Annotated in this window: 19 protein-coding genes and 1 rRNA gene; 6 read left to right on the plus strand and 14 right to left on the minus strand. The window is 41.0% G+C overall.

What is annotated here, in order from left to right; translation table 11 throughout:
* Window positions 1-15: 15 nt before the first annotated feature.
* Window positions 16-1,558 (minus strand): 16S ribosomal RNA (locus tag GWJ01_RS03505).
* 613 nt (window positions 1,559-2,171) lie between these two features.
* Between GWJ01_RS03505 and GWJ01_RS03510 the strand changes: the two genes are divergently transcribed.
* Entirely contained in the window at window positions 2,172-2,735 is a 564-nt protein-coding gene (locus GWJ01_RS03510; protein WP_161710711.1) for a gamma carbonic anhydrase family protein, read from the plus strand.
* Here the strand turns inward: GWJ01_RS03510 and GWJ01_RS03515 are convergent.
* The 5 genes from GWJ01_RS03515 to dprA are packed head-to-tail and all read right to left on the minus strand — an operon-like array spanning window position 2,711 to window position 6,081.
* Window positions 2,711-2,971, minus strand: coding sequence for a DUF1488 domain-containing protein (locus tag GWJ01_RS03515; protein WP_109395549.1), 261 nt, complete (start codon window positions 2,969-2,971; stop codon window positions 2,711-2,713). The genes GWJ01_RS03510 and GWJ01_RS03515 overlap by 25 nt on opposite strands.
* On the minus strand, window positions 2,968-3,792 hold the full coding sequence (aroE, locus tag GWJ01_RS03520) for a shikimate dehydrogenase (protein WP_109395550.1): 825 nt from the start codon (window positions 3,790-3,792) through the stop codon (window positions 2,968-2,970). The genes GWJ01_RS03515 and aroE overlap by 4 nt, the downstream gene beginning before the upstream one ends.
* 5 nt (window positions 3,793-3,797) lie before the next feature.
* The gene (gene tsaC, locus GWJ01_RS03525; protein ID WP_109395551.1) at window positions 3,798-4,367 is read right to left on the minus strand and encodes an L-threonylcarbamoyladenylate synthase type 1 TsaC; all 570 of its coding nucleotides are present in this window, start codon (window positions 4,365-4,367) and stop codon (window positions 3,798-3,800) included.
* A complete protein-coding gene (locus tag GWJ01_RS03530; protein WP_161710712.1) occupies window positions 4,360-4,917 on the minus strand; it encodes a DNA topoisomerase family protein in 558 nt (185 codons plus the stop codon). The genes tsaC and GWJ01_RS03530 overlap by 8 nt, the downstream gene beginning before the upstream one ends.
* Window positions 4,918-4,935: 18 nt before the next feature.
* Window positions 4,936-6,081, minus strand: a complete 1,146-nt coding sequence (gene dprA, locus GWJ01_RS03535) for a DNA-processing protein DprA (RefSeq protein ID WP_161710713.1) — start codon at window positions 6,079-6,081, stop codon at window positions 4,936-4,938.
* Between the two features lie 130 nt (window positions 6,082-6,211).
* Between dprA and def the strand changes: the two genes are divergently transcribed.
* From def to mscL, 5 genes are all read left to right on the plus strand, one after another.
* Window positions 6,212-6,736 carry a peptide deformylase gene (gene def, locus GWJ01_RS03540; protein WP_109395554.1) on the plus strand — a complete coding sequence of 175 codons (525 nt, stop codon included), beginning with the start codon at window positions 6,212-6,214 and terminating at the stop codon, window positions 6,734-6,736.
* Between the two features lie 26 nt (window positions 6,737-6,762).
* The gene (gene fmt / locus GWJ01_RS03545; RefSeq protein ID WP_109402949.1) at window positions 6,763-7,710 is read left to right on the plus strand and encodes a methionyl-tRNA formyltransferase; all 948 of its coding nucleotides are present in this window, start codon (window positions 6,763-6,765) and stop codon (window positions 7,708-7,710) included.
* Window positions 7,711-7,809: 99 nt separating this feature from the next.
* Window positions 7,810-9,078: a 16S rRNA (cytosine(967)-C(5))-methyltransferase RsmB gene (gene rsmB, locus GWJ01_RS03550; RefSeq protein ID WP_109395556.1), complete on the plus strand. Its 1,269-nt coding sequence runs from the start codon at window positions 7,810-7,812 to the stop codon at window positions 9,076-9,078.
* A gap of 112 nt (window positions 9,079-9,190) precedes the next feature.
* The gene (gene trkA / locus GWJ01_RS03555; protein WP_075674039.1) at window positions 9,191-10,567 is read left to right on the plus strand and encodes a Trk system potassium transporter TrkA; all 1,377 of its coding nucleotides are present in this window, start codon (window positions 9,191-9,193) and stop codon (window positions 10,565-10,567) included.
* 115 nt (window positions 10,568-10,682) lie between these two features.
* On the plus strand, window positions 10,683-11,090 hold the full coding sequence (gene mscL, locus GWJ01_RS03560) for a large-conductance mechanosensitive channel protein MscL (protein ID WP_023583476.1): 408 nt from the start codon (window positions 10,683-10,685) through the stop codon (window positions 11,088-11,090).
* A 3-nt stretch (window positions 11,091-11,093) separates the two neighbouring features.
* Here the strand turns inward: mscL and GWJ01_RS03565 are convergent, their stop codons facing one another.
* The 8 genes from GWJ01_RS03565 to rpmJ all read right to left on the minus strand — a co-directional run bounded on the left by GWJ01_RS03565 (window position 11,094) and on the right by rpmJ (window position 15,183).
* The gene (locus GWJ01_RS03565) at window positions 11,094-11,300 is read right to left on the minus strand and encodes an alternative ribosome-rescue factor A (RefSeq protein ID WP_109395557.1); all 207 of its coding nucleotides are present in this window, start codon (window positions 11,298-11,300) and stop codon (window positions 11,094-11,096) included.
* 50 nt (window positions 11,301-11,350) lie between these two features.
* Complete coding sequence (gene zntR / locus GWJ01_RS03570) at window positions 11,351-11,764, minus strand: Zn(2+)-responsive transcriptional regulator (protein ID WP_069368787.1); 414 nt, start codon at window positions 11,762-11,764, stop codon at window positions 11,351-11,353.
* A gap of 297 nt (window positions 11,765-12,061) precedes the next feature.
* Window positions 12,062-12,448 (minus strand): 50S ribosomal protein L17, encoded by a 387-nt coding sequence (rplQ, locus tag GWJ01_RS03575; RefSeq protein WP_004246940.1) that lies wholly within the window; start codon window positions 12,446-12,448, stop codon window positions 12,062-12,064.
* Between the two features lie 37 nt (window positions 12,449-12,485).
* A complete protein-coding gene (locus tag GWJ01_RS03580) occupies window positions 12,486-13,475 on the minus strand; it encodes a DNA-directed RNA polymerase subunit alpha (protein WP_006535513.1) in 990 nt (329 codons plus the stop codon).
* Window positions 13,476-13,500: 25 nt separating this feature from the next.
* The gene (rpsD, locus tag GWJ01_RS03585; RefSeq protein WP_004246942.1) at window positions 13,501-14,121 is read right to left on the minus strand and encodes a 30S ribosomal protein S4; all 621 of its coding nucleotides are present in this window, start codon (window positions 14,119-14,121) and stop codon (window positions 13,501-13,503) included.
* A gap of 36 nt (window positions 14,122-14,157) precedes the next feature.
* Complete coding sequence (rpsK, locus tag GWJ01_RS03590; protein ID WP_002919257.1) at window positions 14,158-14,547, minus strand: 30S ribosomal protein S11; 390 nt, start codon at window positions 14,545-14,547, stop codon at window positions 14,158-14,160.
* A gap of 16 nt (window positions 14,548-14,563) precedes the next feature.
* On the minus strand, window positions 14,564-14,920 hold the full coding sequence (gene rpsM, locus GWJ01_RS03595) for a 30S ribosomal protein S13 (RefSeq protein WP_036914623.1): 357 nt from the start codon (window positions 14,918-14,920) through the stop codon (window positions 14,564-14,566).
* 146 nt (window positions 14,921-15,066) lie between these two features.
* Window positions 15,067-15,183: a 50S ribosomal protein L36 gene (rpmJ, locus tag GWJ01_RS03600; protein WP_071788572.1), complete on the minus strand. Its 117-nt coding sequence runs from the start codon at window positions 15,181-15,183 to the stop codon at window positions 15,067-15,069.
* Window positions 15,184-15,215: the final 32 nt, after the last annotated feature.

The raw sequence follows: 15,215 nt of genomic DNA on the forward strand, positions 1-15,215 counted from the left end.
CACGTATCTCTTAGGTAAGGAGGTGATCCAACCGCAGGTTCCCCTACGGTTACCTTGTTACGACTTCACCCCAGTCATGAATCACAAAGTGGTAAGCGCCCTCCCGAAGGTTAAGCTACCTACTTCTTTTGCAACCCACTCCCATGGTGTGACGGGCGGTGTGTACAAGGCCCGGGAACGTATTCACCGTAGCATTCTGATCTACGATTACTAGCGATTCCGACTTCATGGAGTCGAGTTGCAGACTCCAATCCGGACTACGACAGACTTTATGAGTTCCGCTTGCTCTCGCGAGGTCGCTTCTCTTTGTATCTGCCATTGTAGCACGTGTGTAGCCCTACTCGTAAGGGCCATGATGACTTGACGTCATCCCCACCTTCCTCCGGTTTATCACCGGCAGTCTCCTTTGAGTTCCCGCCATTATGCGCTGGCAACAAAGGATAAGGGTTGCGCTCGTTGCGGGACTTAACCCAACATTTCACAACACGAGCTGACGACAGCCATGCAGCACCTGTCTCAGAGTTCCCGAAGGCACTCCTCTATCTCTAAAGGATTCTCTGGATGTCAAGAGTAGGTAAGGTTCTTCGCGTTGCATCGAATTAAACCACATGCTCCACCGCTTGTGCGGGCCCCCGTCAATTCATTTGAGTTTTAACCTTGCGGCCGTACTCCCCAGGCGGTCGATTTAACGCGTTAGCTCCAGAAGCCACGGTTCAAGACCACAACCTCTAAATCGACATCGTTTACAGCGTGGACTACCAGGGTATCTAATCCTGTTTGCTCCCCACGCTTTCGCACCTGAGCGTCAGTCTTTGTCCAGGGGGCCGCCTTCGCCACCGGTATTCCTCCACATCTCTACGCATTTCACCGCTACACGTGGAATTCTACCCCCCTCTACAAGACTCTAGCCAACCAGTTTCAGATGCAATTCCCAAGTTAAGCTCGGGGCTTTCACATCTGACTTAATTGACCGCCTGCGTGCGCTTTACGCCCAGTAATTCCGATTAACGCTTGCACCCTCCGTATTACCGCGGCTGCTGGCACGGAGTTAGCCGGTGCTTCTTCTGCGGGTAACGTCAATTGCTAAGAGTATTAATCTTAACACCTTCCTCCCCGCTGAAAGTACTTTACAACCCTAAGGCCTTCTTCATACACGCGGCATGGCTGCATCAGGCTTGCGCCCATTGTGCAATATTCCCCACTGCTGCCTCCCGTAGGAGTCTGGGCCGTGTCTCAGTCCCAGTGTGGCTGATCATCCTCTCAGACCAGCTAGAGATCGTCGCCTAGGTGAGCCATTACCCCACCTACTAGCTAATCCCATATGGGTTCATCCGATAGCGCAAGGTCCGAAGAGCCCCTGCTTTGGTCCGTAGACGTCATGCGGTATTAGCCACCGTTTCCAGTAGTTATCCCCCTCTATCGGGCAGATCCCCATACATTACTCACCCGTCCGCCGCTCGTCAGCAAGAAAGCAAGCTTTCTCCTGTTACCGCTCGACTTGCATGTGTTAGGCCTGCCGCCAGCGTTCAATCTGAGCCATGATCAAACTCTTCAATTAAAAGTGTTTGATGCTCAAAGAAATCGAAAACTTAGCTATTCATAAATGAATTTACTTTTGTTGTTCACTCTTCAAGACTTGATACATCTAATATTTTAGAAGATATCGTCTCTGCGAGTGCCCACACAGATTGTCTGATAATTTGTTAAAGAGCAGTGCAACATTCGCTGCCGTTTCCGGTCTTCTGCGTTGTTGCGAGGAGGCGTATATTACGTTATTCCTCTGAAGAGTCAAGAGTTTTTTCAAACTTTTTTCTTTTCTCTTCGCTGTCCTTCGTGGCTGTTGTCAGCTCATCGTCGTTCAGTGGATGCGCATTATAGGGAGTTCTCGGATTAGCGCAAGTATTTATTTCAACTTTTTCTCTGTTCGTTCTCTTTTTGAACTTTACGTCTATTTTTGATACAAAAAAAATCTTTTGCGTGTAAAAAATATACGCTTTATCTTGTTATTGTCTATTCGGTAGATTCTATCAATCACACTCTGTTACTCAACTTTCCCCTTTATTATCGATTTTTATAGTCTTACAGTATAAAAATCATTACTCTCGCCAGCCCGCCCTATCCGCTGCTATGCTTTTCTTATTATGAAGTGAAACCAAAAGCGAGGTTAAATTATGGGGAAATCAACAATCAGGAATTACTTACACCTTTCGCCTTCTATTGATAAAGATGTTTTTATTGATGAAACAGCAACTGTGATTGGAGATGTACGCATTAGTGAAGATGTCAGTATCTGGCCTATGGTTGTTATTCGTGGTGATGTGAATTACGTGAGTATAGGCAAAAGATCAAATATTCAAGATGGTTCAGTTCTTCATGTCACTCACATGTCACCCAAGGATCCTGAAGGTTTTCCTCTTATTATTGGCGATAATGTTACTGTTGGGCACAAAGCAATGTTGCACGGGTGCACAATAGGAGATCGTGCTTTAGTCGGAATGGGTTCTATTTTACTTGATGGGGCAATTATTGAAGACGATGTAATGATTGGCGCAGGTAGTTTAGTTCCACCAGGAAAGCGACTTGAAAGTGGTTTTCTTTATTTAGGAAGTCCAGTGAAAAAAATCCGCCCGCTTTCATCAGCAGAAATAGAGCACTTTATCTATTCTGCTAATAATTATGTAGGGTGGAAAAATAACTATTTAGCCACTCGTCAATCTGACATTGATAAAGAATAGATAGGATGGAGAGTTGATAACTCATATTCCGTTACCAACTCTTCAAATTCATCTTCAATATCCCAACGATTTTGTTTAAATAATAAAATTCCTTCCCCAACACCAAAACGCTCAATAAGCTCTTGCTCTGTAATTTGACAATCAAAAAGCATTCCGTTGATCATTATAGGAAAAAGAACACTCCTGTTCTCAGCTAGCCATATTTCACGATCTGGAAATTGAATGGATTGGTTCATTGATTCAATCTTTCTCTTAATACATTAAGGACAGGATTAATATCTGGCACAAGTTCATACCACAGTTCAAATGCATAAGCGGCTTGTCCTACTAACATACCTAATCCATCTGATAAACGTGTACTCCCATGTTTTAATGCGTTATATAGAAATGATGTCATCCCTGTTTGATAATAAAGGTCGTAGCATGCTGTATCAAAACCATAAACATCGTTAGGAATAGGCGGTAAATCATTAGTCATGCTGGATGCAGAGGCATTTATAATTAAATCGTAATGTCTATCGGCAACATCTTCAGTAGCTATTGCTCGGATCGTTCCAAACTGACTAAATTCTTTTACTAATTGTTCAGCTTTAGCAAATGTACGGTTGGTTAAAGTAATATCACAATCAAAATCGAGTAATGGAAGCAATATTCCTCTTGTTGCGCCACCTGCGCCAATAACTAAGACTGATTTAACCTTATTAGGCACAATAAAATCGAGTCTTGCTAAATCCAAAATAAGCCCTTGCCCGTCAGTGTTATCACCAAGGAGTGAGCCATCTTCCAATTTAACAATAGAGTTAACTGCACCACATGCTTTCGCTCTATCCGTTAATTTATCCACAAAATGGAATGCATCTTCTTTAAAAGGAACTGTAACATTTGCACCTCGCCCCCCATTAGAAAAAAAATGAGAGGCTGTTTTATCAAATTCACCTAGAGGAACAAGTAAACGCCCATAGCCATACTCTATTCCTGTTTGTTTTGAAAAAAATTGGTGGATGAAAGGAGACTGACTATGCTCGATAGGATTTCCCATCACTAAATATTTTTCCATCACAATCATCCTTGTCGGTATAATTCACCCGTTAATGCATCTCGAATTTCAGAAGGATTCTGTCTACCACCAACATTCCCTTCAACGATAGAAATTGTATCCTGAAACTGTTCTTTTACTTCTTCAACTGTACGACATGGTGGTAATCCACTTAAATTCGCACTCGTCGAAACTAAAGGTTTTCCATAGGATAGGCAGAGTTCTTTAACAACTGGATGATCTGTTACTCTCACAGCTAAAGAAGTAAATTTTCCAGTTAACCACTTTGGCGTTGTTGATTTGGCAGGAATAACCCATGTAACAGGTCCTGGCCAAGACGCAAACATTTTATCTCGCTGAGTTTGAGTCAATGCACTATCGTCGATATAAGGTTTCAATTGCTCATAATTGTCAGCAATTAAAATTAGCCCTTTGTCAATTGAGCGTTGTTTTAACATTAATAATGCCATAACAGCATGCTCGCTATCAGGATCACAACCTACCCCAAATACAGCTTCTGTTGGATATGCGATAACTTTATTATTTTTTAATGCTGCGATTATAGTGTTGCTTACAGGTGATGCTTCGTTATTCATGTTCTTCTCTTTTTGTTTGCTGCTTTCCACATAATTTGCTGGCACACATCAATCTTACTCCTTGAGAAGACCTTTTTTCCATCAATAATGGATAGTGGCAATGTTCGCACTCACCATTAACAGGCTTGTTATTTAATACAAATTGGCATTCTGGATATTGGTTACAAGCATAAAATGTCTTACCAAACCTAGACTTACGTTGTAGTAATTTTCCTTTTTCGCATTGAGGACAAGATATAACGGTTTCATCAGGTTTATCAATTTGTTCTATATGTTCACATTCAGGATAATTACTACAACCAATAAACATCCCAAATTTACCCTGACGCAAAACTAAATCAGCACCACAACACTTACAAGGTTGCCCTTCTAAAACTTTTATAATTTGCCCATCACCCTGTGATTTTAATGTTTTAATATAGTGGCAATCAGGGTAAGCCGAACATCCTAAAAAAGGGCCATGTCCTCCATTTTTCATCACTAATGCGCTACCACATTCAGGACATTTTTCCTGTTCAGGTTGTTGTGTAAACGGCATATTCTTTGCCATTGTTTTACCTCATTACACTTATTCCAATCGAGTATAACCACCAGCCACAATAGCGACTTTTTCAATAAGCTCAAGTTCTAATAAAAGAGGAGCTAATTCAGAAGTTGATAATCCACTATCCTGAGCAATGATATCAATGGGTACTGCTTTATTAAAACGTAGAAAAGGTAATATCACATCCATTGCCTGTTGTTGTTCTGGTGTAAATTGTTCTACTTTAGCCTCTTGTTTTTCATTATTAATAAGTGTTGTATATTCTTCTGTAATTTGTTTTTGTTGATACTCATTAACACAAGTAAGCCACTGCAAAGAGCTATTTAAATATTCAAAGATATCTTCAGGTGAGGATGCTAAATTTGCACCTTGCTTAATAAGTTGGTGATTACCTTCAAAATGAATATCACCCAATAGTCCCGGTAACACGAACAACTCTTTACCTTGTTGCAAAGCATAGTTTGCTGTTATTAAAGAACCGCTTTTAATTCCAGCTTCAACAATAAGTAGTGCAGTACTTAGCCCACTAATAATCCGATTACGTTGAGGGAAATGGCGCGCTAAAGGCGGTGTCATAGGTAAATGCTCAGAAATAAGAAGACCAGATTCTTTTATTTGTGTCGCAAGAGTACGATGAAATGACGGATAAATCTGCTCTAAACCACTTCCTAGTACAGCAATAGTAATACCATTATTTTTTAATGCACTTCGATGTCCAATACCATCAATACCTTGAGCTAACCCACTCGTAATAGTTAACTCTTTCTTTACTAGTTCCTGCGCAAAATAAGTTGCCCATTTGGAACCATATGGTGTAGCAATTCGACTACCAATTAATGCAATTTGTGTGCTTTTTAAATGCTGCCTATTCCCTGCAACAAAAAGCAAAAGCGGGGGCGATGATATTTGCTTTAATAAGGGTGGATAATCTGAATCTGTAATCGTTAATAATGATGATTCGTTTTTATCTAACCATTTTAATGTATCGTTGACAGCATTTGTATGAAGTCTTAAGAATTGATGACTTTGCTGTTCTGACAGACCACAACCTATTAATAGCCCTTGATTTAATTGAGTTAAAGATTGTAGATACCTTGCAATTTGAATCGCTTTATTAATGGGGAGTCTTGAAACAGCGTTAAGCCTTATCCATATTTCTCTAGCATCCATGCATTATCCTAATATTGTTTTTAGCAAACAGGGTGAGTGCTAAACACACCAAATACTGTCAATCTAGACAATAAATGTCTAGAATAGACGTTAAATCCTATTCACATTTTAGAAACAGTCCGAATAAATTATGGCAGTGTTACACGTATTACATTATCCAGACGAGCGCCTTCGCACGATTGCAAAGCCAGTCGAAAAAGTTGATGCCGAAATTCAAAAAATTGTCGATGATATGTTTGAAACAATGTATTTGGAAGAAGGTATCGGCTTAGCTGCGACACAGGTGAATATCCATCAGCGCATTATCGTCATTGATGTCTCTGAAACCAGGGATCAAAGACTGGTATTAATAAACCCAGAACTTCTCGATGCTAATGGCGATACAGGCATAGAAGAAGGCTGTTTGTCTGTTCCGGAACAACGCGCTTTTATTCCTCGTGCAGAGCATGTAAAAGTGAAAGCCCTTGATTACAATGGTCAACCTTTTGAGTTAGAGGCTGATGATTTATTAGCTATCTGTATTCAACATGAAATGGATCATTTAGTTGGTAAATTATTTGTGGATTATTTATCCCCATTAAAACGCCAACGTATCCGTCAAAAAGTTGAAAAACTCGATAAGCTAGATAAAAAAAGAGCTAAAGCAGGACAGTAACAGTTCAATTGAAACAGGAAGAAAACGTGTCTGATTCATTACGTATTATTTTTGCGGGAACACCCGATTTTGCAGCTCGACATTTAGCTGCATTGTTATCAACTCAACATCGTGTGGTGGGAGTACTCACTCCTCCAGATAAACCCGCAGGAAGAGGTAAGAAACTGACTATTAGCCCTGTTAAAGAACTGGCGTTAACTCATAATATTCCTGTTTATCAGCCTGCCTCTTTAAAACCAGAAGAGAATCATGAATGGATAGCAGCACAACAAGCAGACATTATGATTGTTGTCGCTTATGGCATGATCTTACCTAAAGCAGTTCTTGAAATACCACGTTTAGGCTGCCTTAATGTGCATGGTTCCCTCCTCCCTAAATGGCGTGGTGCTGCACCTATTCAACGCTCTTTGTGGGCAGGAGATAAAGAAACTGGTGTCACAATTATGCAAATGGATGTTGGCTTAGATACAGGCGATATGCTGTATAAAGCCTCGTGCCCAATTACGAATGAAGATACCAGTGCATCTCTTTATGAAAAGCTTGCAGAGCTTGGACCTAAGGCTCTAACAACTACGTTAGATCTCATTACCTCAGGTAAAATAAAAGCAGAAAAACAAGATGATAATTTAGCGAATTACGCACAAAAATTATCTAAAGAAGAAGCAAAAATTGATTGGTCATTATCCGCAGAACAGATTGAACGTTGCATAAGAGCATTCAATCCGTGGCCAATGAGCTTTTTCATGTTGGACGAGCAACCAGTGAAAGTATGGAAAGCACAAGCTATTGCTGATGATACAGATCAACCTGCAGGAACCTTATTAAAAGCAGATAAAACGGGTATTTATATTGCGACAGGTAACGGCATTCTAAATATCACAGAGTTACAACCATCAGGTAAGAAACCTATGGCTTCTGCCGATTTCTTAAACTCCAAGCGAGATTGGTTCACTCCTGGAAAAATCATTCAATAATTATTCTAAACCCTGATATCTAACACTATTATCAGGGTTTTCCTTTTTTCACGCCAATGTAGTACATCTCTGGCGCTCAATATTAAACGTTAACTCATCATGAAAACGTCATACAACTTACGTAGCATTGCAGCCAAAGCAATTAACCAAGTATTAGATCAAGGCTTATCTCTAAGCACCGTCATACCCGAACTTCAAAAAAATGTTTCAGACAAAGACAAAGCATTACTACAGGAACTTTGCTTTGGTGTATTACGTACATTGCCACAATTAGAATGGATTATTCAGCAACTCATGGATAAACCATTAAAAGGTAAACAACGTATTTTACACTACCTCATTATGGTTGGCTTATATCAGCTTCTTTATACTCGTATTCCTGCTCATGCAGCTCTAGCCGAAACCGTAGATGGCGCTGTGGCACTAAAAAAACCACAGTTAAAAGGATTAATTAACGGTGTGTTGCGTCAGTTTCAACGTCAACAAGATATCCTAAATGAACGTTTTCAAAACAGCGAAAATCGTTTTCTCCATCCATCATGGCTACTTGCCCGTGTTAAACATGCCTATCCTGAACAATGGATGAGTATTGTTGAAGGTAATAATCAAAAACCACCTATGTGGTTACGTGTAAATCAACGCCATCATTCACGAGAAGAATATTTAACATTACTTGAAAAGGAAGAAATTGTCGCTGTTGCTGATGATGACCACCCTTTTGCGATCCGTTTAGAGACCCCATGTAACGTGAATCTTCTTCCAGGATTTGCTGATGGTTGGGTAACAGTTCAAGATCGTTCAGCCCAGCGTTGTGCTGAATTATTGGCGCCAGAAAATAAAGAGCAGATCCTTGATTTATGTGCGGCGCCGGGCGGTAAAACAACGCATATTTTAGAGATTGCTCCTCAGGCTCAAGTATTAGCAATCGATATAGATGAGCAACGTTTGAAACGTGTACAAGAGAACCTTACGCGTTTAAAACTTAATGCCGTAGTCAAAAGTGGTGATGGTCGTTATCCTGAACAATGGTGTGCTGGTATACAATTTGACCGAATTCTCCTTGATGCACCATGCTCAGCAACAGGCGTTATTCGCCGTCATCCAGATATTAAGTGGCTTCGCCGTAATGAAGACATTGAGCAATTAGCTCAAATTCAAAAAGAGATCCTTCACGCTATTTGGCCATACTTAAAATCTGGTGGTACGTTGGTTTATGCAACCTGCTCTATTTTGCCTGAAGAGAATAAACAACAGGTTGAAGCATTTTTAGCGTCAACGAAAGATGCACAATGTGATTATCAGCACCAATGCTTACCAGAAGAAAAAGGTGGCGATGGTTTCTTTTATGCATTGATCAAGAAAATATGATCTTGTGATAAAAGATGATATCAGATCTAAAAAACGCTACTATTTCAACGCAAGATCATTAAGATCTTGCGTTTCTTTTCTATTTGTTAATCGAATACTCTGAGAAATTACGATGAAAATTATTATCTTAGGCGCTGGTCAAGTAGGTGGTACTCTCGCTGAAAATCTTGTCGGGGAGAATAATGATATTACTGTCGTTGACACTAATGCAGATCGTTTGCGCCAACTTCAAGATAAATTCGATTTACGAGTAGTCAATGGGCATGGCTCTCACCCAAGGATCTTAAGAGAAGCTGGTGCTGAAGATGCAGATATGCTGGTTGCCGTCACCAACTCTGACGAAACCAATATGATAGCGTGCCAAGTTGCTTACACTTTGTTTAATACACCCAATAAAGTTGCTCGGATACGTGCCTCTGAATTTGTTCGTGAAGCAGACAAACTCTTCCTCCCAGAAGCTATTCCCATTGATTACTTAATCTCTCCTGAACATTTGGTTATTGATTATGTATATAAATTGATCCAATATCCTGGTGCCTTACAAGTTGTTAATTTTGCCGATGGCCAAGTCAGTATCGTTGCGGTAAAAGCATATTATGGTGGTTCTCTCGTCGGGAATGCACTATCAACATTACGCGATCATATGCCACATATTGATACTCGTGTTGCTGCAATTTTTCGTCAAGACAGACCTATCCGACCTCAAGGCTCCACAATTATTGAAGCGGGAGATGAAGTTTTCTTTGTCGTTGCATCTCAGCATATTCGTGCAGTAATGAGTGAATTACAACGATTAGAAAAACCTTACAAACGCATTATGATTGTTGGTGGTGGTAATGTCGGTGCAGGTTTAGCAGCTAGATTAGAAAAAGATTATAGCGTCAAGCTTATTGAACATAATCAGCAACGTGCAACAGAACTTGCAGAACTACTCCATGATACTATTGTTTTTTATGGTGACGCATCGGATCAAGAACTTCTTGCTGAAGAACATATAGAACAAATCGATGTCTTTATCGCACTGACTAATGATGATGAAGCCAATATTATGTCAGCAATGCTAGCCAAAAGAATGGGTGCCAAAAAGGCGATGGTGCTTATTCAGCGTAGCGCTTATGTTGATTTAGTCCAAGGCGGGGTTATTGATATTGCAATATCACCACAACAAGCAACAATTTCTGCACTTTTAGGCCATGTTCGTAAAGCTGATATTGTTAGCGTTTCCTCATTACGACGAGGTGTTGCAGAGGCAATCGAAGCCGTTGCACATGGTGATGAAAATACATCAAAAGTTGTTGGTCGTCGTATACAAGATATAAAACTACCACCTGGAACGATCATTGGTGCAATTGTAAGAGAGCAAGATGTTATTATTGCGAACGCAAGTCACTCCATAGAACAAGGAGATCATGTGATTATGTTTATCACTGATAAAAAATATGTCCCTGAAGTAGAAAAGCTTTTCCAACCTAGCCCATTCTTCTTATAAAGACCAAGTAGAAATAAGAATAATAGTAATTGTTACTTATAATGGTCTACTATTATCATGTTAGATACTATATTTTTACATAATAAATCTATGCATAGATAAATAAGGGGTGGTTATGTCTTTTTTCAAAGAGTTTCGTGAATTCGCAATGAAAGGCAACGTTGTTGACATGGCAGTCGGTGTCATCATTGGCGCAGCCTTCGGTAAGATTGTTTCATCATTAGTTGCTGATATTATTATGCCGCCGTTAGGCTTATTAATCGGTGGTATTGATTTCAAACAGTTTAGTCTTGTATTAAGAGATGCTAGTGGGGATGTGCCGGCAGTTGTACTCAATTATGGTATGTTCATTCAAACTGTTTTTGACTTTGCCATTGTTGCATTTGCGATTTTCTGTGCAATCAAATTAATTAACAAGACACGCCGTCAAGCAGAAGAAGCACCTAAAGCACCACCGGCACCTTCAGCAGAAGAAACTTTATTAACAGAAATTCGTGATTTATTAAAAAATCAGCAAAAATAAAAACTAAAAGGCCAGTGATAACAATTGAAAAAATCTTTTGTTATCACTGGCCTCCCAGTTCCCCTTTTTACCATGTTTCGCTTTTCTCATATAACTTCCTTTTCCTTTTTTATTCTTTTCCACGCGTTGTCTAAATAGTGGATCATGAACAAGTGCTGCTAAGGCATTATCTTTAATAACACCTTTCTGGTGCTGATATTTGCTAGACATAAAAACCTCTTAAATTGTTAAAGAACATAAAACGTAATGCGGTACAGATATTATTGTTTTGTGGCTCCAGATTCAAGTATTTCAAGAATAGAACAATAAGTACTTTCATGAGCACTACCACAACATGCATTACTTAACATCTTCAGTGAATCTCTCATTCTTTCCATTTCTTTCAAGCGAATTTCGACTTCAGCAAGTCTTGCATCAACAATGTGTTTTGATTCAACACAAGTGTGATGAGCGGGATCAACACGAATAGAAAGTAGCTCTGTAATCGCGTCTAATGTAAAACCTAACTCTTTTGCATAACGAATAAAACGCAAACGTTGGAGATCTTGCTCTGTATATAAGCGATAACCGCCTTCTGTTCGCCTGTCATGATCCATCAACCCCTGTTTTTCATAAAAACGGATTGTATCTGTTGTCACATTCGCTAATTTTGCAACCTGCCCAATACGATACATGGATCATTCCCTCATTCTAACTGATGGCATAAGCATAACAAATAATCAAAAGAATAGAATTGAAATATAATGCGAAGCATATCTTACTAAAATAGCAGTATGCTGAAATAACAGAAAATAAATATGATGTAACACAAGAGTAGGCAAAAACGCATGGAATAACAAATAGAAAGGCTAGGATATGGCTTGATAGATTATTTTTATAACGGTAATTTCATAACTACCATTTTCGATAGATGTAAAAAAACCGGATTAAAAATCCGGTCTTTTTATTCGCTTCACTAAATAATAATTAAATTATTCAGCTGCTGCTTCTGTTTCAGAATCAGCACGGTCAACAAGCTCAATGTAAGCCATTGGAGCGTTGTCACCAGCACGGAAGCCACACTTCAGAATACGAGTGTAACCACCTGCACGGCTCGCAAAACGCGGACCTAATACTGTAAACAGTTTTGCCACGACTTCGTTATCACGAGTACGGGCGAATGCCAGACGACGATTAGCTACGCTGTCGGTCTTGGCAAGAGTAATCAGCGGCTCAACGACGCGACGCAGTTCTTTCGCTTTAGGCAAAGTTGTCTTGATGATCTCATGACGAACTAAAGAACCTGCCATGTTACGAAACATAGCCTGACGATGGCTGCTGTTGCGGTTCAATTGACGACCACTCTTACGATGGCGCATGACCTTATCCTTCTCAGTAAAACCTTAACCTGTGATCTTATTCATCAGCGATACTTGCAGGTGGCCAATTCTCAAGGCGCATGCCCAGAGATAAACCACGCGACGCCAGTACGTCTTTAATCTCAGTAAGAGATTTCTTACCAAGGTTAGGCGTCTTAAGTAATTCAACTTCAGTACGCTGTACCAGATCACCGATGTAGTGGATTGCTTCTGCCTTCAGACAGTTAGCAGAGCGGACAGTCAATTCAAGATCGTCTACTGGGCGCAGTAAGATAGGATCGAATTCTGGCTTCTCTTCTTTAACTTCTGGTTGACGAACATCACGTAAGTCAACAAAAGCTTCAAGCTGTTCAGCCAGGATAGTCGCTGCACGGCGAATCGATTCTTCTGGATCGATAGTACCGTTAGTTTCCATCTCGATAACCAGCTTATCCAAGTCGGTACGCTGTTCAACACGAGCTGCTTCCACATTATAAGCAATACGCTCAACTGGGCTATAGCACGCGTCTACTAAAAGGCGACCGATAGGGCGCTCATCTTCTTCCGAATGAATTCGGGCAGAAGCCGGCACATAACCACGACCACGCTGAACTTTGATACGCATATTAATAGATGCGTTCTCGTCTGTAAGGTGGCAGATAACGTGCTGCGGCTTGACGATTTCGACATCACCGTCATGGATGATATCGGCTGCAATAACAGGGCCAATGCCAGATTTGCTCAAAGTAAGAATAACTTCATCTTTACCATGAACTTTTACCGCCAACCCTTTAAGGTTGAGCAGTATTTCTAGGATATCTTCCTGAACACCTTCTTTGGTGCTGTACTCATGCAGTACACCATCAATCTCAACCTCTGTTACCGCACAACCCGGCATAGACGAAAGCAGAATACGGCGCAGTGCGTTACCAAGAGTATGGCCGAAGCCTCGCTCTAATGGCTCAAGGGTCACCTTGGCGTGCGTCGAACTGACTTGCTCGATATCAACCAGGCGCGGTTTTAGAAACTCTGTCACAGAACCCTGCATTGTGTCCTCTCTTTGGTGCTAAGCCTTACTTGGAGTAAAGCTCGACGATCAGGTGCTCGTTAATGTCAGCAGATAAGTCAGTACGTTCAGGAATACGTTTGAACACACCTTCCATCTTAGCAGCATCAACTTCCAGCCATGTTGGCTTTTCACGCTGTTCAGCCAGCTCTAAAGCAGCCTTAATACGAGACTGTTTTTTCGATTTTTCACGAACGCTGACTACGTCATTCGGGGAAACCTGATAAGAAGCAATGTTAACCACGCGACCATTTACCATGATTGCTTTATGGCTAACCATCTGACGTGCTTCTGCGCGAGTTGCGCCAAAGCCCATACGATAAACAACGTTATCCAGACGACCTTCCAGCAGAGTCAGCAGGTTTTCACCTGTGTTGCCTTTCAGACGTGTTGCTTCTTTGTAGTAGTTACGGAATTGACGCTCTAGAACACCGTAAATACGACGTACTTTTTGTTTTTCACGTAACTGAACACCGTAATCAGAAAGACGCGGTTTACGTGCGCCGTGCTGACCTGGTGCTTGTTCCAGTTTACACTTGGTGTCAATCGCCCGAACGCCAGATTTTAGAAATAAATCTGTACCTTCACGGCGGCTCAGCTTGAGCTTAGGACCCAAATATCTTGCCATTTTCTTTCTCCAACTTTCCTAAAAACGAAAACGTTATTAAACGCGACGTTTTTTCGGTGGACGACAACCGTTATGAGGAATCGGAGTCACATCAGTAATATTAGTGATGCGGAAACCAGCCGCGTTTAATGCACGGATAGTTGACTCACGACCAGGACCAGGTCCTTTAACCATAACTTCCAAGTTCTTAATTCCGTACTCTTTAACAGCTTCAGCGCAACGTTCTGCTGCAACCTGAGCCGCGAACGGAGTAGATTTACGAGAACCACGGAAACCGGAACCACCGGCAGTAGCCCAACCCAATGCGTTACCTTGACGATCGGTAATAGTAACGATTGTGTTGTTGAAAGAAGCATGGATATGAGCCACACCGTCAGAGACTTGTTTTCTTACACGCTTACGTGCACGAATAGGTGCTTTTGCCATTGTTCAAATACCCCGATTATTTCTTGATCGGCTTACGCGGACCCTTACGGGTACGTGCGTTAGTCTTAGTACGCTGACCGCGAACTGGTAGACCACGACGATGACGTAAACCACGGTAAGTACCAAGATCCATCAGACGTTTGATGCTCAGGGTAACTTCACGACGCAGATCACCTTCTACAACGTATTTGGCAACTTCGTCACGCAGCTTGTCGATTTGCTCTTCAGACAGCTCACTGATCTTAACATTTTCAGCAATACCAGCAGCTACACAGATAGCCTGTGAGCGGGTCTTACCGATACCGTAAATCGAAGTTAATGCGATTACAGTATGTTTATGATCAGGAATGTTAATGCCTGCTATACGGGCCACTATGCACTCCTAAATTAGCAGTTATACAGTACTATTCTGAAAAGCCCGTTTTCAGGATACTCAAACAATACTGTATATATTATAAAAGATTGGGCTGGCTAATTTAGCCAGCTCAACCGAACTTTGCAAGAAAAAAATGCAATAAATTAGCCTTGACGCTGTTTATGCTTAGGCTCGACGCTGCAAATTACACGCACGTGACCGTGACGTCTAACAATTTTGCAGTTACGGCACATTTTCTTGACGGAAGCACGAACTTTCATTTTTACTCTCCGTAACTTCTAAAACAAATCGC

Origin of the sequence: Proteus sp. G2618 (assembly GCF_009915995.1) — a bacterium.
Lineage (GTDB): Bacteria > Pseudomonadota > Gammaproteobacteria > Enterobacterales > Enterobacteriaceae > Proteus > Proteus terrae.